We start from the raw sequence: 17,803 nt of genomic DNA, 5'->3' as shown, positions 1-17,803 counted from the left end.
CCCCTTAGACAAAAGTCACACTAACAACAACATATCCACAAATATTATATCGATTATGATTAGCTGATGTTGTCGATTATTGGAAGCTAACAAAATTCGCAAGGATGTATAATTTCTCAAAACAATAGGGCATATGAAGTAATTGTAATATGAAAAAGTGTATGATTACGCATCTCAAAATCAGTATATACATAACCATGAAATGCATAACCAAATGATCAAAGCCAGCTCTCTGAGTCTGAGGGCTGGCTTCTTTGCTGCTTTTCACTATAGATTATGCTGATGATCAGATGAGAACATGCTTTTATTTCTTGGCCATATACTTGCGAATGTCGAATGCAACGGCAGCTACAATGATCAGACCTTTGATGATCAACTGCCAGTATGGGCTGACACCAATAAAGGTGAGGCCGTAGTTAATGACACCAAAGATCAGCACGCCGGCCATAACACCCGGTACGGTTCCGATTCCTCCAGCTGTCGAGACCCCGCCAACTACACACGCGGCAATGGCATCCAATTCGTACATGTTGCCGTAGTTGTTCGTAGCTCCACCGGTACGAGCCGCTTCCAGCACACCACCCAGTCCATAAAGTGCGCCCGCAATCGCATACAGTGCAATCAGATTGCGAGCGACATGAATGCCGGATACGTGGGCAGCCTGAATATTTCCACCGATTGCATACATATTTTTACCCAGACGAGTTTTGTTGAAAACAACCCAGCAGATAAGTGCAACGCCGATTGCAATCAGCACGATATAAGGGATCGAATACCCTCCGCCCAGATCAATAAATCCAGAGCCTATCGTTGTAAAATCCGGTCTAAGCCCTCCAATCGGCTGTGACTGATTAGGCTCGGTATCGAAATAGATCGAGTTTAACCCGTACACCGCAACCATCGTACCCAGTGTGGCAATGAAAGGCGGGACATGCAGTTTGGCTACGATAATACCATTGACCAACCCGACAAGCAGACCTGCCACAATGCCAATGATGATGGGCAACCCCACCCACAGCTGCGGCAGATCAGGGAAAAATCGGTTGGCATAAGTATCGATCTGCAGCATGGATGCCGATACAACCGCCGTCAAACCAACAACACGCCCGGCTGACAGATCGACGCCTCCCGTCACGAGAATGAAGGCTGCACCCAGCGCAATAATGGCCCGGGTTGAGGACTGCTGTAAAATGTCCCGCAGGGTGGAAAAGGCGAGAAAGTTCGGATCGGCAATCGCGATTCCGATCACAAGCAGGATCAGCACGATAAAAATCGCACGCTGGGCTACATATTGCTTCACTTGATTAACTAGAGTTGTATTCATCCGTGATCCTCCTGACCAGCCATCCGCTGTTGGGCGGCCAGCCTCATAATATGCTGCTCCGTGGCCTCGGCTCCGTCCACAATACCGGTAAGACGTCCTTCGCTCATCACCATGATGCGGTCTGACATGCCCAGCAATTCAGGCATCTCCGAGCTGATCATGATAATGCTTTTACCTTGACGAGCCAGCTCGGTAATGATCGTATAGATTTCGAATTTGGCTCCAACGTCAATTCCGCGTGTCGGCTCATCCAGCAGCAAAATTTCCGGGTCCGTTAACAGCCAGCGAGCCAGCAGCACCTTCTGCTGATTTCCACCTGAAAGGTTTCGAATCAAAGTGTTAACCGAAGGCGTTTTGGTCCTGAACTTCTGCGTCTGCTGCTTCGCCTCTTCACGTCCTTTCTTCTCATCCAGCAATCCCAAACGATTCTGATAGCGACCAAGGCTGGCAATAATCGTATTTTCATAGACGGATAACACCGGGAAAATACCGGTTACCCGCCGCTCTTCAGTCAGGAGCGCAATGTTGTGCCGTTTCGCTGCGGCGGGCGAATTAATTTTCACCTTTCGTCCGTGAATGGATATCGTACCGGAAGCAAGTCCGCGCAGGCCAAATAACGATTCCATCAGTTCCGTACGCTGCGCTCCCACCAGACCGCCAATGCCTAACACTTCGCCTTTACGCAAATTAAACGACACATCCCGAAATGAATTGGGCTGATTCGATGTCAATCCTTCTGCCTGGAGAATGACTTCACCGGGTACATTAAGCCGTTCCGGGAAGCGTTCACTCAGATCCCGCCCCACCATTCGGGTAATGATCAGGTCGGTGGTCAGATCAGCGGCATCCCAGGTTCCTACGACACATCCATCCCGCATGATCGTTACTTCATCCGATATCGTTAAAATTTCCTCCATCTTGTGTGAAATATAGATGATCGACACACCGCGGCTGCGCAGTTCATTAATAATGGTAAACAGCTGCTCCACTTCCTTGCCTGTCAGGGAAGAAGTGGGTTCATCCATGACAATGACTTTGGAATGAAACGATACGGCTTTGGCGATTTCCATAGATTGAATTTTGGATACAGACAACGTTCCGGCTAATGCCCTGGGCTCAATATCCAGATTCAAGTCCTGAAACAGCGCCTTTGTATCGGCATACATGCGCTTCTCATCAATCAGCAGACCCTTCATCGGGAAACGTCCCAGCCATATGTTCTCCATCACCGGACGGTACGGAACCGGATTCAGCTCCTGATGAATCATGGAGATGCCTTTCTCCAAAGCAACCCTGGAATTTGGAATGTCTACAGGCGTTCCTTCAATATGGATCGTGCCTGCATCGGGACGGTACATCCCGAACAAACATTTCATCAAGGTTGATTTACCTGCTCCATTCTCGCCCATCAGCGCATGAACGGTTCCCGGCTTCACCTTCAGTGTCACTTCGCTGAGTGCCTGCACACCGGGAAAAGCCTTCGAAATTCCGTTCATCTCCAGCAGATAAGGTGACTGCATTTCATATCCTCCCCTTTCATCTGACCGGTCAAAAAAGGACGCTGCCCAAAATGACATACGTCCCTCTCAGCTGCTATTATTGGGCGTCGGCAATGTTGTCTTTGGTAATTTTTTTGTAAGCAATCCAGACATACTTTCCGTCCGTAATATCAAATTTCGTATTTTCCTTGGTTGGCGTCTCACCCTTAGCCAGAACAGCTGCCAGAGCTACCGTTGCTGCCCCCTGGTTTTTCGCATCATTCAGCACAGTGCCCAGCATCGTGCCATCCTGCAGTGCCTGAATTGCCGGAGCTGTAGCATCTACACCTACGACCGGCATTGTTTTGCCATCCTTGAAGTACCCGGCTGCTTTCAACGCTTCAATCGCTCCAAGTGCCATATCATCATTGTTAGCCAGCACGGCTTCGATTTTGTCCCCATGGGAGGCGAGGAATGCCTGCATCTTCTCCTGCCCTTTCACCCGATCCCACATGGCTGTATCCTCGGCAAGGGCTTCCACTTCGATGCCTGCATCCTGAATCGCCTGAACGGAATATTTGGTGCGCAGCTCGGCATCCTGATGACCCGGCTCACCCTTCAGCATTACGTACTGCAGCTTGCCATCCCCGTTCTTGTCAGCCTCGGGATGAGCTTTCCAATAATCCACAATCAGCTGACCGGAGATCGTGCCGGACTCTTCGGCTTTGGCACCGACATAATACACTTTATCCCACTTGTTCATATCTTCCGCCACAGGTTCACGGTTGAGGAAAACAACTGGAATATTGGCCGCTTTGGCCTTGTCAATAATGACACCCGCTGCGGTCCGGTCTACCGGGTTCACCGCCATGGCATTGTATTTCTTGGACACGAACAGATCCACTTTCTCATTCTGGGTCGGCTGTGCATTCTGGCTGTCTACAATATCAAGAGTAGCCACGCCCTCCGCCGCCGCAGTCATCGCGTTTCGTACGCCCGTCATGAACGTATCATCGAATTTGTAGATGGCAACCCCGATCTTCGGATTTTCCGTCTGGGCCTCGGCTTCTGTCTTGCTTCCACTATCTGTTCCTGCGCTTCCGTTTCCGCCCGCACCGCTTCCCCCGTTGCCACATCCTGCCGCCACTGCCATGCATACCGTCAGCAGCAGCGTCATCCACGTTTTTTTCATCATTCTGATGACCTCCCCCAAGTTCATTCGGCTTTACCGATGTCTCTATTATGAAAGGGTTTACATTTAATTCGAATACAATATCTTCATATGTTTTATCGAAATCCTCCTCAATTTATCTGTTCTATATACATATCTAAATTGAACGAAAAATTTTACACAAGCCACTCCGATGACAAAATGTATGATTTTATTGCACAAAAGGAAATAACAGCTTCTGGTTATCCATCCAGAACATATTGTCTGTACTCACCACCTTGGTTTCAAGCACCACTCGCCTCTGAACCGGCCTATGCTCCAGCTTAGCAAGCGCCTTATTGATTCCCAGATATCCTGCGCTGTAGCCGTTCTGTACGATCAATCGTTGAAACACCCCCTCCTGCAGCTGCTCCAGCTGCTGCTGCTCACTGCCAAATCCGACGACGTTCACCTTTCGCCCTTCAGCCCTGCGCCGATTCAGTTCATCGGCGGCACCAAGAGAAGCCTGCTCTTGAAGAGCGATCACTCCCGTTACCTCGGGCTGATCCAGTTGCTGTTTGACTGCTTGCCAGCAGTCCTCTCTATTGTTACAGACCGATTTCGGTTTAATCTCAATCGCTGGATAAGACGTTAACGCTTCCCGAATGCCCTGCTCCCGGTTGACCAGTCCGGCGCTTGTCGGGTCCGGACCAACCAAAGCAATCTGCCCTCGCCCTTGCAACAATTCGGCCATGGCTTGCCCCGCCTGACGTCCTGCTTCAAGATTATCCATCGAGATCACACTGGTGATGCCTTTGACAGGAAATTCATCGTTTAACACAATGACCGGCACGATCCCTCCATCCGTGCCAGACAGCTCTGCCTCCCGAACAATATCGCCAAGAGCCTGTTCGCTCAGCGGATCGACCAGTATGGCCGCAGCCCCCTGCTCCAACGCCAGGGCAGCGGCCTGAACCTGAGCCTGTTCACGCTCACTGCGGGTCAGGTCCCGCCCAGCCGCAGCTGCAGTGTTAGCGAACGGTGGACCAATAGTGAAGTCTGCGTTCGAGGAGGTGTGTGAAGGGTTATCCACCGGATACGCTTCAACGGTGATCAGCTGTGCGCCGCGCTCTTTGGCGGCTGCTTCAGCTCCCAGGCGGATCGCCTCCGCCAGCTCTCCTGCGCCTGCAGGAGTGATTAATGCGAGCCGCCGCGGTAACGCGGGTTCATCCGCTTCCGCAATGCCGCAGGCAGCACATATAAACAGGCAGCAAGCTGCGGCTGCCTGAAGCAATGCTCTTAATGGCCTGATTACCGGGGATACCGGAAGAGTTGCCTGGCTTTTTTTTGCCATATCACGAAGTGCTCTCCTGCTTGGTCTACGGTATTTACTGTTGCCCTTCATTCGCCCCGTCCTCCTTCTGCGCTTGGTGAAACGGAATCCGAATCCACACGCTCGTGCCTTCCTCCAGCTCGCTGGCATAGTTCAGACCATACCCCTCCCCATAATAAAGCTGGATGCGATCATGTACATTGCGCACTGCTACACCTGAGCCCGCCCCGCTTTTTACTACTGCACGACCGCTGAGGAGTGCCGCCATCTGTTCCTCCGACATGCCCACACCGTTATCCGTAATGCGGAGCACCACATCCTGCTCATCACGCTGCACATCAATCTCAATGCTCCCCTCGTCCATGTGGTACTCAATGCCATGTACAATCGCATTTTCGATCAAAGGCTGCAGAATCAGCTTCAGTGTAAGGCCGTCCAGCACCTGCTCATCCGCATGAATCGTGAAGGTGAACTTGTGTTTGAATCGCATCTGCTGAATCGTCAGATAGTGGCGCGCATGCTCCAGTTCCTCCCTGACGGAAATAATGGTTTTGCCCTGACTGAGACTGATGCGAAACAACCGGGACAGGGAGGTAATCATCGTGATGACTTCGTCATTGCGGCTCATGCCAACCATACGGACCACAGAATTCAGGGTGTTGTATAGAAAATGCGGATTAATCTGAGCCTGAAGCGCCTCCAGCTCCAGACGGCGTTTTTGCTCCTGTTCATGGATGATCTCGTCCATAAGCGTGCGAATTTTGTTCACCATCAGATTGAACCTGCGCGACAGGCGCTCGACTTCAAGCGGTCCCGTAGTTGGCAACACCACGTTGAAATCTCCACGCTCTACCGCCTTCATCTTGCGTTCCATACGCCGAATCGGACGGGTCAGGCTGGACGAGAGCAGCAGAGACACCACAATGACCAGCACCAGCACCACCACCAGCACACGAATCAGATATCCGTTCACTTCCTGACGAGTCGTCATGATCTCATCGAGATAAGCTACGCCAACGATCTTCCAGCCAATATTGGCTACCGACTTTACGGTGTTCAGTCTCTTCTGTCCTTCAGCCTCATCCTCGTAACTGCCTGTTGCAACAAGAGCTTGCTCGATATTTTCCTTTTTCAGCCCCATATACATGAGCTGCTGCTGCGGATGGTACACGATATTGCCTGCACTCTCGTCGATAATGTAGACGTATCCCCGCTGTCCCAGACTGACCCGGCTGCTGATTTCATCCATTTGTTTGAAATTGATATCCACCAGCAGGATCACCTGCCGCTCTTGGCCATTCTGCTTCATCGTCATGCCCTTGCTCATCGAAACGACCCATTGATAAGGACCTGCATACATATTCTGAATGTGCGGCAACGAGAAGCTCAGATGATTGGGTACACGAAGTGCTGACTGAAACCAGCCCTGCTGGGTCACATGTGCGCTGCGCTTCAATGCGGCAGCAGGTCTGTTCTTAAGCAGCTGTCCGTTCGCGTCGAGCAGCGTAATCGAGATGATATCCTCCCGGCTGCTGAGCAGCGTATCGAGCTGTTTATCCACCTGATCCCCTTCCCATGTCCCGTCCCGAAGCATATGCTCCTCGATGGCACGATAGAGATGAGACATACTCCGCACGTAATCCTCCAGGTTATAACTGACCTGATCGACAATCTGCCTGGTGGAGAGCTCTGCACTGCGTTCCGCGGCCTGTGTGAATTTGTCATGCAGCAGCACCGCCATAATGGTGAGCACCAGTACGATGAAAACAGAGAAGGACCACGTAATAATGGAACGAATGCTACTGACCTTGGATGACCGCAAATATTTCCGAAGCTTGTGTGCGATAGATTTGCTTGGGCCCGTGAACGCTCTCCAGTTCATCGAAGGGTGCCTTCCGGTGCTGCTGCCTCCGCCTGTCTGCGATATTCTTTGGGCGAGACCCCGACATGCTTTTTAAAACAAAAGCTGAAATAGTTCGGCTCAGCAAAGCCCACCCGCTCGGCAATCTGAAACGACTTCAGCTCGGTGGAGCGCAGCAGCTCCCTCGCCTCATCCATGCGAATCTGCATCAAATACTGGAGGAAGGTGAGCTGCACTTCTTTTTTGAAAATGCTGCAAAAATACCCGGAGCTGATATGCAAATGTGCACATACCTTCTGAATGGACAGCTCAGGATCGGCATAATGCTGCTTCGTAAATGCAAGCGCCTGCTCCACAATATCTTTATAGACATGCTGACGCCCGCTGGAAATGCGCTCTTGAACAAGCAGACAGACCTCCCGCACCTTCTGCTGTGCTTCAGACAGTCCCGGCAGTCGGAACAGCTCTGTATACAGCTGGAATCCTGCACCGAATATGTCCTCCATCTCTTCACCTGAAGCCTGTGCCGCTTTCCAGACGGTCGTTAATACTTCAATTAAATACAGCTGGATATCACTGCGCCCGTGTTCTACCGTAATTTCCCGGAAAATGATCTGCAGTCCCTGCTCCAGTTCTGCCTGGGTACCTGCCTTCAGACAGCGGGTTAACGTCTGCTGCTTCAGTTCATCAAAGCGCAGCTTGCCCTCCGTCTGACGTTCCACATCCGCAATATAGATCAAGGAGTCTGTTCCAGGTACGAGCCGATAATCCAGCGCCAGCAGGGCATCTTCATAGGCATGCTTCACATCGGGCAACGTGTCTGCAAGACGACTGGACCCGATCGTTGCGGGTACACGCAAATAGTGATGAATGCTGCGCACAACCTTCTCCAGTGCCTGCTGCTGCAGCTTCTCCCCCTCTGCCCCGCCGAGACGGTCTATGTAGAGCAGCACCACCGTCTCCTGATGCAAAAAGGCATATCCTGCCTGATGATCATCCCAGATTTCGGCGGCAATGTTCAGGGCGGCAAACAGCTTCAGCTCCGCATCTTCGGACGGATGCAGGGTCAGGATGGACACACCGTAGCGCTCCCCCTCCAGTTCAAGCCCGCACTGACTTGCACGGCTTAAAATGTACTGCGCGGATTTCTGACGATGCAGCAGGGTCGCGATCAGCTCGGCCTGTAATAAGGGCAAGCTTGTGCGATAGTGCTCGCGCAGCTGCTGTACATTTTCACGTTCTGCAATCTCAGCTGCCATCTGGGCACACAATCGGGTGAGCAGCTCCGTAAGGTGTTTCGCCGAGAAGGGTTTCAGCAGATATTCATCCACGCTAAGCGAGACGGCCTGGCGGGCATAATCAAATTCATCATATCCCGTCAAAATAACGACCTTCACCAGCGGATTCCGTTCCCTCAATCTTCGTGCCAGTTCCAGACCATCCATAAAAGGCATGCTGATATCCGTAATCACGATATCCGGCTCCACCCGTTCAGCCATCTCCAGCGCCTCACGACCATTCTCTGCTAGGCCAACGATGCGCAGATCCATAGCCTCCCAGTCCACTTCCACAACCAATCCTTCACGCACATCCTGCTCATCGTCTACGAGAAGCACCCGGTACATGCTTGTTTCCTCCTTTTATCCAGCCACCGCTGTCCATGAAATACTATACCAACACCCTGCGGATGATTCGCTGGTGTCTTCTCCTTCATTGATTCACACCCTTAAAAAATGAACAATATCTCTCAGCGAAGAAAATGTAATGACTTCCCTTCAAACAAGGTTTCCAACATAATATACATTAAAAAACTTTTTATGTAATCGCTTTCTTTTTTCAAGTGTTCATCTATGCTTCTATTGACTCTTTGCATGCCACCCCACAAGGGGGGGAACTGCCCTCTCTGTAGGCTGTTGCTAGAAAAATGATTCAAAAATTGACTTATATTGGTACACGTGTTATGATCATATAGGTCGATACATTAGCGGACATTACGTCTGTGGTTTAACCACCGGATGAGCATTAATCAGAATTGAATGCAGCTCATGCCAATGATCGTACAAAACTTATTATTTTTGGAGGAATCACATGCAAACAGGTACAGTAAAATGGTTCAACGCAGACAAAGGATTTGGCTTTATCGAAACTGAAGAAGGAACAGACGTATTCGTTCACTTCAGCGCCATTCAAGGTGAAGGTTACAAAACGTTGGACGAAGGTCAACGTGTCGAGTTTGAAGTAACTCAAGGTAACCGTGGACCGCAAGCGGAGAACGTTACTAAACTGTAATTGATACGGGGGCTGCCTCTGGCAGCTCTTTATTTATGCCCACATTTGAAGGTTATTCTGTACAGAAAAAACCTGAAAAAGCGGAGCGTTCGCCTTACTGTGTAAAATTTTCAGTTCAACTTATATAGTCTAACTTGGCTTAACTTATATCCATCACAGAAATGAGGTTTTTATTCCAACAGAACAATATAAATCCGAAGAACATGTTGTATTTTCCACGGTTGACGATATCATTAACTTCTACTCACCTCAGCAAACAAGCACCGATAACATCGAAGCTCACCCGCGTTCTGCGCATTCAACAGATTCATTAGAACAATCTGATCATCCTGCCGAGCGTTAGCCGCAAGAAAAGACACTGCCTATCCGAAAAAAGCAAAAGGCCCTCAACCGCTTGCACGGTACAGGGCCTTATTTGTATCCTTACTTGTATTCTTACTTGTATCCTTACATTTGTATGTTTATTTTACATAACCGTTCCGAATCGCAAAAACTACCGCCTGCGTGCGATCCTCCACCTGAAGCTTCTGTAGTATGCGATGTACATGGGTCTTTACTGTGCTTTCCCCGATGTACAGCTTCCGGGCAATCTCTTCATTCCGCAGCCCGTAAGCCATCTGCTGCAGCACTTCAAGCTCACGTCCAGTGTATGCATCCGTCAAAGGCTCGGGTTGCTCGCCCGTATTCTGACTGGAATGCGAAGGAGTCGGGATGGATTCTTCCCCCTGAGGCGATGGTGCCGCTGACCGTACAGCTAAAGCAATGACTTTGGCTGCTACAGCTGTACGGTAGATGGCTTCTCCACGATAGGCCGCTCTCACGGTATCAATCAGCTCTTCCGGAGCTGCATCCTTGAGCAAATATCCCACGGCTCCCGCACGTATTCCTTGATAGACATAATCCTCCTGGTCAAAAGTAGTCAATATGACGACCTTACACTCCGGCAGCACCTCCAGTAACGCCTGTGTAGCCTCCAGTCCGTTGCCACCCTCCATCTGCACATCCATAAATACAACATGGGGAGCAAGCTCGGCGGCAAGCCTGACAGCTTCCGGGCCACTTCCTGCTTCACCCACTACCTTCATATCCTGCTGTGCATTAATAATAAAGCGCAGCCCGTGCCTGACCAGATGCTGGTCGTCCACCAGAAGTACCCGTATCATTGTTGACTCTGTCATTGCTCCTCACCTCCAGCAGCCGCCATGTCTGATTGCGGAATACATACCTCCAGCCTCATGCCATGCGGATGGATCGCTTCAATGGTCATCGTTCCACCCACCCTTTCGCACCGTGCCTTCATACTGGATATTCCAAAGCCCGGCACAATACTGGGCAAGCCTGAGCCCCGTACAATCGTCTGGTTCCGACCAAATATACCGTCATCCTCCACTCGCATGTATAAATTCTCTTCCTCTTCCGTGATATGCACACTTACACGAGTGGCCTTGGCATGCCGAATAATGTTGGACAATGCCTCCTGTAAAATCCGGTACAGCAATTCGGATGTCTCCGCTGACCATTCTGCTTGTTTTCCGGCATAGTGCAAATCAATGGAGAACCCTGTTAATGCCTTCACTTCATTCACCAGACTGTTCAATGCGACCAGGCCAAGCCCGGATTCGCTGCTGCCCATCTGATGAGCCACGGTCCGCACCTCCTGCAGGCTCTGCCTGACAACATCCAGTACGGAGCCCAAGGCTTTATCCGCCTCGGCTGCATCCAGCTTCATCATATAAGGCAATGCCTGAAGCTGCACAATCGCCGATGTCAGGCGATTTCCGATACTGTCGTGCAAATCCATCGAGATTCGGCCTCGCTCTTCAAGCACAGCGTAATGCATGAGACGTACCGTTGCACGCTCCAATTCCTCATGTGTATACCGGAGCTCATCATGCGCCTGACTTAATTCAGCATGTACCGTCTGAAGCTCGGTATAATGACGCTCGCTTTCCCTCCTGCTTTCCCGTTTAATACGCGCACCCCAGCAGAAGAAATACGTAACAATATAAGCCATCGTGTATATGAGAATGGACTGCGGCTCGACACCCGCCGTATATAACAGCATGGCATTGCCTGCGAGAATCATCAAGCCAAGCCACCATGATCGGGCTACGGGAAGATTCAACGCAGCATAACCAATCAGATAAAAGGTAAGCTCGAAAATACGGTATTCCGCTTGAAACAGCTGGGCATACAGCAGCGTTGCTATCCAGGTCAGCACAATCATGATCGTGCGCATTCGATCCCTTTTTAACCAATAAGGTGTCCAGACGAGCACAAAATAAGGCAAACGGATAGCCAGACCTGCACACAACCCAAGCAACGTGAACGTGTCCATCGGATTGAACAGATTGTAGAGCAATAGCAGACTTAGAATTAAGTCCCCGGTGTGATTAGCAAGAAAATTGCGTATTTTATCTCGCATGACATATGGATTTTGCATATATCTCCCTCTCGCATAACCTTGAATGGTTGGATGGCCTTTCATTCTCAAACGTATGATTAACTATGCATTGCGCCCTTGCATTTGACGAATCCGCATATAGACCAGCACACGCCGGGCAGCAATACTCCCGAGTGGTATGAACAGTAAAGCATTGCTCAGAGAAACCACATTATGATGTACATCCAGTGTGCTGACGTAATGTTTCAGCAGCATGATGATGATCAGCACAAGAGCCGTGCCCATTGACCCTTTGGACATAACTTTCCCCGTTGCCGGATCAACCCGCAGCCGTTCCATCGAGGCACGCCAAATACCTATCGCGCATCCTATAACTAAAAACAACGTATACAGAAGCAGCGTTAATCCTGTGACTGGCCCCTGTGAGATACTCGAAAAAATGGCAATGGCCACAATCACCGGCATCAACCACATCCGCTCGAGCTTAACTTCCTTCTCCCTCATCGACAACAATAGAATAATCAAAGCCGTAATGACAATATTCATCATAAAATATTCCTCACTCTCTGTTCAATGTTCTTCATAAGAACAGTATAACCAGGGAGAAACGAAAGAAAGTCCACCTGTGGGTGGACTTGGCCGATATTCTTTTCCCTCTATAGATGGACTTATATTACAGGTATAAGAACAGCTCTAAAAGCCGTATTCTCTCCCGGGTTAACGGTGAACCATACGACTTTTAGAACTGCTGCTGTATTAAATTATAATTGGTGTTCGCAACTTAGCCATTCCGATTGGTTATTTGGATATCAGGCTTACGGTTCCGCTATTTTGGTTCCAGTCCACCGTTAATCCCAGACCCTCCGAGATGAATCGAACAGGCACCAGCGTGCGGCTGTTCTGAATAACACTCGCTGTATCCATTTGCAGATTTTCCCCATTTACGGTTGCTGTGCTGCTGCCGATCTGGAGTACAAAGGTCTGCCCGTCTAGTACAGCTGTCACAGTTTTCGCTGTTTTATCCCACTTCACGTCTGCGCCCAGCGCCTCCAGAATCGCGTTCACAGGAACCATCACACGGTCATCCTGGACCAGGGGATTCTGATCCGGGAAAGTAATGTTCTTACCGTCCAGTGAGACAGTAATGGTTTGATTTGCAGTTCCGGCAGAACTGTTTGAGCTTGTCTCATCGTCAGATGTGTCTGGCAGAGGTGTCACTTCACGACCCAGCTGCTCCTGCAGATTGGCAAGGCGGTTAAGGGCAAAGGTTGTTAATGAACCTGCTGTCATGAAACCCATATTCATCCCGAAGCCGCCGAAGTTACCTCCCGGAGGAGTTGGCATATTATCGTTGCCTGCAGCTGCACCAGATGTATTGTCTCCGGTAGTTGTCCCCGATTGAGCTGGAGGAGTCATCCCATCCGGCGGAGTGATGCCTTCAAAGCCCTCTGGCGGCGTCATGCCTTCCGGTGGAGTCACGCCCTCGAATCCTTCAGGTGGTGTTCCCATACCGCCTGCTGTATCTGTAGTTGCAGAATAAACAATGTTGGATTCGAATTGCTCCGTTGTATAAAACTTCGTCGGGTCTGCTTCGATATACGGACGAATCTCATCCGCCAGACTTGTAATACGATCCTGGATACCTTCCAGATAGTCGGTCAACTCGTTGACGTAAGCAAGATACTTCGTTTTGTATTCCGGCACGGCAAGCAATTTGTTAATCATCGGCACCTGCTCCATGCTAATGCCCAGTACAGGCTCGTCTACCGATACATTGGTTGCGTTCGTATTTACTGCTGTAGTAGACGCTCCGGCCTGATTACGTCCACCACCACCGAAACCTAAGCCGTTAAAGGACATGTTGAAATCCCAAGGAACAACGGTAAATTTGCCGTTGGCATCGCTGTACAGCATGTAGTTGTGCCCTTTCTCTCCGTTGTAACTGTCGTAATTGCCCAGTACAACGTTACCAGCAATATATTGAAGAGCGGAATCAACATCCAGCACGCTTTCGATGTCTCCTTTTTCACCTGCTGGCATATCGTTTAAGGTTTTGATAAAGTTTTTGAGCTTGGCCTTATCCTTATCTGTTCCCAAATCCTTGGTGAGAGTACTGTAATCGCTGCCATCTTTGTATTGAAGATAACTTTTTTCTTCTGTGTCATAGAGGACGCCATCTTGATAGCTCTCACCGTAATTGCGCTCCAGATAACTGTCGTCCACTGCTTCTACACCTGTGTAAAAACCGACCAGTTCCCCGTTGATATATAGATTGACGTAATTCGTCATAGGCACATCCATGCCAATGCTGCGCAGCGCTTCATAATGGAGCACCTCGCGCATATAAGATGGATCGCTAAAATTGTTGTTCAGTACCATCTTGTCCAGACCAAGCAGTGTTTGTGTTTTATCATACTTGTCGAATTTCAGCCTGAAGCTGTAGCGGTCTGAATCCTTCATCGAAGCAACCGACATGAGTGTCAAGTTTCCTTTGGTGGAGAAACCAACATTGTCGAGCTTGTTGCCATCCACTTCAACACTCACATTTTTGTAGTCCTTATCCATCGGGCTCTCCAGCATGCTTTTCCAATCGGCTTCGTCAATCGTAATTTTCACGTCAATCACGTTATCTGTCTGAAAGAGCGACTCATAAGCCTGTGTAACACCTGTGCTTTTCGCTGTTGTTGATGCCTCTGCGGCCCATGCCGCATTCGGGCTCACAACCAGCCCATAAGAAGAGCCTACCAACGTTACGGACAGTGCCGTGACTGCAACTTTTCGTAATACATGGTTCAAAAGATGAATCCTCCTTTTGGTTTTCTAGTAAGCAACTGAGGCTTGTAAAACCATGATAGGGGATAAACCTTTAATGAAACTTAAATCATCTAATCTCACATCAAATGTTCTGCGTAGATACTGGTTCTCCACTTTTTCAGCGAACATCCAATTATATGAATTTTTTTACGCAAAAATTAAGATCTAATTCTAAGGTTCCGGTCCATAAGTCCTATTTTAATAGAAAAACCTAACATTAATATGTCGAAATAACGATATAAGTGAGGAGTAGAACTTACCTGGATTTCATATACGTGAATATTAAAATGAGTATCGATTAGTATTTGTATTTTTTCCGTAGTACCTTGAAAGAATCTGCAAGCCATTGAGAAAGTGCATTCATTGTAATGGTAACAACATACGCAGCGTATACGATGTCCAGGTGAAGTCCTTTTTAATTTTACAGGAGGAGTGAACTACCTTGTTTAAAAAGCTTCGCTGGAGTACCATGCCATTTTTCGCCAAAAACCTGGTGATATCCTTCGGGAGCATCGCTCTCATTGGAATTATTCTCATCACTGCGGCATATCAGCTGCAAAAAGAGATATTAATCAACCAGCTGCACGAGCAAGCCAAAATTACAACGTTAAAATGGTCCCAAGACCTGGATACCAGCCAGGTGGAACAGGCTGTATCCGAGAAGAGTTATTCCGATACATATCAAAGCAAGCTGCGTGACTATCTGGATTCCATCCACACCTTTAATCCGAATATTGCACAAGCTTACATTTTCAGCTCACAGCTGGACGAAAATAACGGGGCTCCGATTTATGCTATCCCGACCAGTCTGGTCGAAGCATTTGAGAAAGAAAATTTACTGCCAGGCACGAAATATCCGCTGTCCAACCAGATTGCAAGTGGTCTGGCTGATATGAATACAACCGGCGGGCCGGCGTTTAGTGATTTTTATACGGATGATTTCGGTACGTGGACTACATTGATGTATCCAATCAAAAAAGCTGACGGCTCCATCTACGCCGCTCTGTACTTCGATGTAGACGCAAGCGCTGTGCCCAAAGGCCTCAATAAGCTAATCACTAACGGATTAATGTACCTGGTTGTCTTCCTGATCCTGTTTATGGTGCTGCAATTTGTTTTGTTGAAAAGAACACTGCGTCCGATTCACGACCTCATGAAAGGTATTGAGGAAGTCAGCACGGGTAACCTGAACGTTACGATTCGAACGGGACGCGATGATCTCGGTGTGATCAATGAAAAGTTCAATGCGATGATCGAACGTTTCAATATCACTCTTTTCAAAGTAAAAAACACGTCCAGCCATCTCTCGAATTCATCCAGAGAACTGCTGGAAATCTCGGCGAGAAACAACGATAACATTCAATCCATCAGCAACAACATTCGGGAAATCTCTACAGGTCTGGTGTCCCAGGATAAAGCAACTGTGGAAAGCGCACGTGCTATGACCGAGATGTCCACCGTAGTGCAAAACATCGCTGGAAGCTCTGCCGAAGTTGCCGATGAAGCACTCAGTATGGAACAGCGCTCCAACAGCGGGCATGAAATTATGCAGCAGGTCATTGATCAGATGGGCCTGATCTCGGGTGCGGTTCAGAACACTTACGCTTCCATCCAATCCTTGGAGAATCGTTCGAATGAGATCAGCAGCATTGTCGGAATCATCACGGATATTGCTGGTCAGACCAACCTGCTCGCACTGAATGCTTCCATTGAAGCTGCACGGGTCGGGGAAGAAGGTCGCGGCTTCGCGGTTGTTGCCGGAGAAGTACGCAAGCTGGCAGAGCAATCTCAGGAATCGGCAACCCAGATTCGCGCACTCATTGACGAGATTCAGCGAGACATTGAGCAATCTGCCCAATCCATGGAGCGTGGTTCGGAAGAGGTGGAAAAAGGACTCGGCGTTACACGGAAAACCGGTGCATTCTTCGAGGACATTCTGAACGCCACCAACAAAGTAGCGAACCAGATTCAGGACATCTCCAGCTCCACCGAGGAAATCTCGGCAAGCACACAAGAAATGTCCGCTACAGCAGATGAGCTGTCCGCAAGTGTCAGCAAGGCTGCGAGCAGCACGAAGCACATCGAGAACTCGATCGCCGAGCAGGAGACATCCATGGCTGCCATCGTCAGCGCCTCAGATGAACTGGCCGAGGTATCCGAGCAGCTGCAGGAGCTCATCTCCTTCTTTAAAGTAAAGGAAGCCTAGACAAGAGGGCCAGATAAGACGCGGTACATGCAGTATTTAGGTACGTGTCAAGGGCACGAAAGTATGTGCCCGTGGCTTGGTTCGTCTGAGTTAGGCGTGTGCCAAGGGCACAAGATGATGTTGCCGTAGCTTGCATGCTATAGGTGTAAAGGTGGTCTGAGTTCGGATGTGTGCCAAGGATGCAGAACGTGCAGCAGCCCAGCGTACGTGGAAACCTGCGGAAAGTGTGATGCACCTGAACGCCAATGTGCCAACATGCATTATGGACACTATGGGCACGCATGTTATCAGGGACATCCGGACATATATGAGAGATGCGAAAAAGCGCAAACACCGTGGGCATGAAGCGGGCAATGTCTGAAACATGTAACGTGCAAAAGACGTCGGCCCGGGAAAAAATTATGAATTGTACGGCGAATTCCCTCGTAGTCCGATTATAAATCTGCCGAAATAGTGCGAAACCCGGCAACATAAACGAAGGCTTGAGTGACAGACACCCAAGCCTTCGTTTTTTTATGTTATTTAGTGTGTGCGACTGTGCTTCAAGGCCGCTGCCTTGTTGTCATGAAGCAGGGCACTGCGTGCTGGGAGCTATGTGCTGGGAGCTGCACGTAGTGCCGTTACATTACAGCCATTACATTCTAACGATTCCAGGAGAGCCTATTTACCTCCATTTCGGCTCTTTGGAAATCTAACGATTCTCACAAGCCTTATTTCCCCGATTCCTCCCACTTTTCGCGGTTTTCACCCGACTTTCTTTCGAATAGCGTCTCTAGGAACACTAGCCATGCAAATAACCTAACATTATAAATTAATATTTTTAGCGATTCTCTTTAACAGTGAAATAAAGAATATATTTACAGTTGGATTTAGCCACTATAGAAAATAAGGGAAGACTCCCGTATGTAATGGCATATGTTTTCCTTTAAATGGTAATTATAAAG

General features: G+C 49.1%; 13 protein-coding genes. 3 read left to right on the top strand and 10 right to left on the bottom strand.

Annotation, left to right across the window (positions count from 1 at the left end; translation table 11 throughout):
• Positions 1-304: 304 nt before the first annotated feature.
• The 6 genes from mglC to ACQSGY_RS16305 all read right to left on the bottom strand — a co-directional run bounded on the left by mglC (position 305) and on the right by ACQSGY_RS16305 (position 8,771).
• A complete protein-coding gene (mglC, locus tag ACQSGY_RS16330; protein WP_145403591.1) occupies positions 305-1,324 on the bottom strand; it encodes a galactose/methyl galactoside ABC transporter permease MglC in 1,020 nt (339 codons plus the stop codon).
• The gene (locus tag ACQSGY_RS16325) at positions 1,321-2,844 is read right to left on the bottom strand and encodes a sugar ABC transporter ATP-binding protein (RefSeq protein ID WP_145403592.1); all 1,524 of its coding nucleotides are present in this window, start codon (positions 2,842-2,844) and stop codon (positions 1,321-1,323) included. Before ACQSGY_RS16325 ends, mglC begins: the two co-directional genes overlap by 4 nt.
• A 76-nt stretch (positions 2,845-2,920) precedes the next feature.
• Positions 2,921-3,994 carry a galactose ABC transporter substrate-binding protein gene (locus ACQSGY_RS16320; protein ID WP_426334893.1) on the bottom strand — a complete coding sequence of 358 codons (1,074 nt, stop codon included), beginning with the start codon at positions 3,992-3,994 and terminating at the stop codon, positions 2,921-2,923.
• Positions 3,995-4,184: 190 nt separating this feature from the next.
• Positions 4,185-5,357, bottom strand: a complete 1,173-nt coding sequence (locus ACQSGY_RS16315; RefSeq protein WP_427052652.1) for a substrate-binding domain-containing protein — start codon at positions 5,355-5,357, stop codon at positions 4,185-4,187.
• Complete coding sequence (locus tag ACQSGY_RS16310) at positions 5,341-7,167, bottom strand: cache domain-containing sensor histidine kinase (RefSeq protein ID WP_427052651.1); 1,827 nt, start codon at positions 7,165-7,167, stop codon at positions 5,341-5,343. The genes ACQSGY_RS16315 and ACQSGY_RS16310 overlap by 17 nt, the downstream gene beginning before the upstream one ends.
• Complete coding sequence (locus tag ACQSGY_RS16305) at positions 7,164-8,771, bottom strand: response regulator (RefSeq protein WP_427052650.1); 1,608 nt, start codon at positions 8,769-8,771, stop codon at positions 7,164-7,166. The genes ACQSGY_RS16310 and ACQSGY_RS16305 overlap by 4 nt, the downstream gene beginning before the upstream one ends.
• A 463-nt stretch (positions 8,772-9,234) precedes the next feature.
• Between ACQSGY_RS16305 and ACQSGY_RS16300 the strand changes: the two genes are divergently transcribed.
• The gene (locus ACQSGY_RS16300; protein WP_111270569.1) at positions 9,235-9,435 is read left to right on the top strand and encodes a cold-shock protein; all 201 of its coding nucleotides are present in this window, start codon (positions 9,235-9,237) and stop codon (positions 9,433-9,435) included.
• A 461-nt stretch (positions 9,436-9,896) separates the two neighbouring features.
• Here the strand turns inward: ACQSGY_RS16300 and ACQSGY_RS16295 are convergent, their stop codons facing one another.
• From ACQSGY_RS16295 to ACQSGY_RS16280, 4 genes are all read right to left on the bottom strand, one after another.
• A complete protein-coding gene (locus ACQSGY_RS16295) occupies positions 9,897-10,613 on the bottom strand; it encodes a response regulator (RefSeq protein WP_427052649.1) in 717 nt (238 codons plus the stop codon).
• Positions 10,610-11,923 carry a sensor histidine kinase gene (locus tag ACQSGY_RS16290; protein WP_427179443.1) on the bottom strand — a complete coding sequence of 438 codons (1,314 nt, stop codon included), beginning with the start codon at positions 11,921-11,923 and terminating at the stop codon, positions 10,610-10,612. Before ACQSGY_RS16290 ends, ACQSGY_RS16295 begins: the two co-directional genes overlap by 4 nt.
• Positions 11,924-11,941: 18 nt before the next feature.
• Positions 11,942-12,388 (bottom strand): hypothetical protein, encoded by a 447-nt coding sequence (locus tag ACQSGY_RS16285; RefSeq protein WP_427052648.1) that lies wholly within the window; start codon positions 12,386-12,388, stop codon positions 11,942-11,944.
• Positions 12,389-12,637: 249 nt separating this feature from the next.
• Positions 12,638-14,635: a CotH kinase family protein gene (locus tag ACQSGY_RS16280; protein WP_427052647.1), complete on the bottom strand. Its 1,998-nt coding sequence runs from the start codon at positions 14,633-14,635 to the stop codon at positions 12,638-12,640.
• Between the two features lie 487 nt (positions 14,636-15,122).
• Between ACQSGY_RS16280 and ACQSGY_RS16275 the strand changes: the two genes are divergently transcribed.
• Positions 15,123-16,859, top strand: a complete 1,737-nt coding sequence (locus tag ACQSGY_RS16275) for a methyl-accepting chemotaxis protein (RefSeq protein ID WP_427179441.1) — start codon at positions 15,123-15,125, stop codon at positions 16,857-16,859.
• 166 nt (positions 16,860-17,025) lie between these two features.
• Positions 17,026-17,220, top strand: a complete 195-nt coding sequence (locus ACQSGY_RS16270) for a hypothetical protein (protein WP_427052646.1) — start codon at positions 17,026-17,028, stop codon at positions 17,218-17,220.
• The last annotated feature ends 583 nt before the right edge of the window (positions 17,221-17,803 follow it).

The organism is Paenibacillus sp. TC-CSREp1, assembly GCF_050171015.1.
GTDB classification, from domain to species: domain Bacteria; phylum Bacillota; class Bacilli; order Paenibacillales; family Paenibacillaceae; genus Paenibacillus; species Paenibacillus silvae.
The sequence above is the reverse complement of the archived record's forward strand: the minus strand, read 5'-3'. Positions and strand labels throughout refer to the sequence as shown.

What these genes read in the sequence shown, in the direction of transcription:
- mglC (WP_145403591.1), bottom strand. Translation starts at nt 1,324, where the DNA reads ATGAATACAACTCTAGTTAATCAAGTGAAGCAATATGTAGCCCAGCGT.
- ACQSGY_RS16325 (WP_145403592.1), bottom strand. Translation starts at nt 2,844, where the DNA reads ATGCAGTCACCTTATCTGCTGGAGATGAACGGAATTTCGAAGGCTTTT.
- ACQSGY_RS16320 (WP_426334893.1), bottom strand. Translation starts at nt 3,994, where the DNA reads ATGAAAAAAACGTGGATGACGCTGCTGCTGACGGTATGCATGGCAGTG.
- ACQSGY_RS16315 (WP_427052652.1), bottom strand. Translation starts at nt 5,357, where the DNA reads ATGAAGGGCAACAGTAAATACCGTAGACCAAGCAGGAGAGCACTTCGT.
- ACQSGY_RS16310 (WP_427052651.1), bottom strand. Translation starts at nt 7,167, where the DNA reads ATGAACTGGAGAGCGTTCACGGGCCCAAGCAAATCTATCGCACACAAG.
- ACQSGY_RS16305 (WP_427052650.1), bottom strand. Translation starts at nt 8,771, where the DNA reads ATGTACCGGGTGCTTCTCGTAGACGATGAGCAGGATGTGCGTGAAGGA.
- ACQSGY_RS16300 (WP_111270569.1), top strand. Translation starts at nt 9,235, where the DNA reads ATGCAAACAGGTACAGTAAAATGGTTCAACGCAGACAAAGGATTTGGC.
- ACQSGY_RS16295 (WP_427052649.1), bottom strand. Translation starts at nt 10,613, where the DNA reads ATGACAGAGTCAACAATGATACGGGTACTTCTGGTGGACGACCAGCAT.
- ACQSGY_RS16290 (WP_427179443.1), bottom strand. Translation starts at nt 11,923, where the DNA reads ATGAAAGGCCATCCAACCATTCAAGGTTATGCGAGAGGGAGATATATG.
- ACQSGY_RS16285 (WP_427052648.1), bottom strand. Translation starts at nt 12,388, where the DNA reads ATGATGAATATTGTCATTACGGCTTTGATTATTCTATTGTTGTCGATG.
- ACQSGY_RS16275 (WP_427179441.1), top strand. Translation starts at nt 15,123, where the DNA reads ATGCCATTTTTCGCCAAAAACCTGGTGATATCCTTCGGGAGCATCGCT.
- ACQSGY_RS16270 (WP_427052646.1), top strand. Translation starts at nt 17,026, where the DNA reads ATGTGTGCCAAGGATGCAGAACGTGCAGCAGCCCAGCGTACGTGGAAA.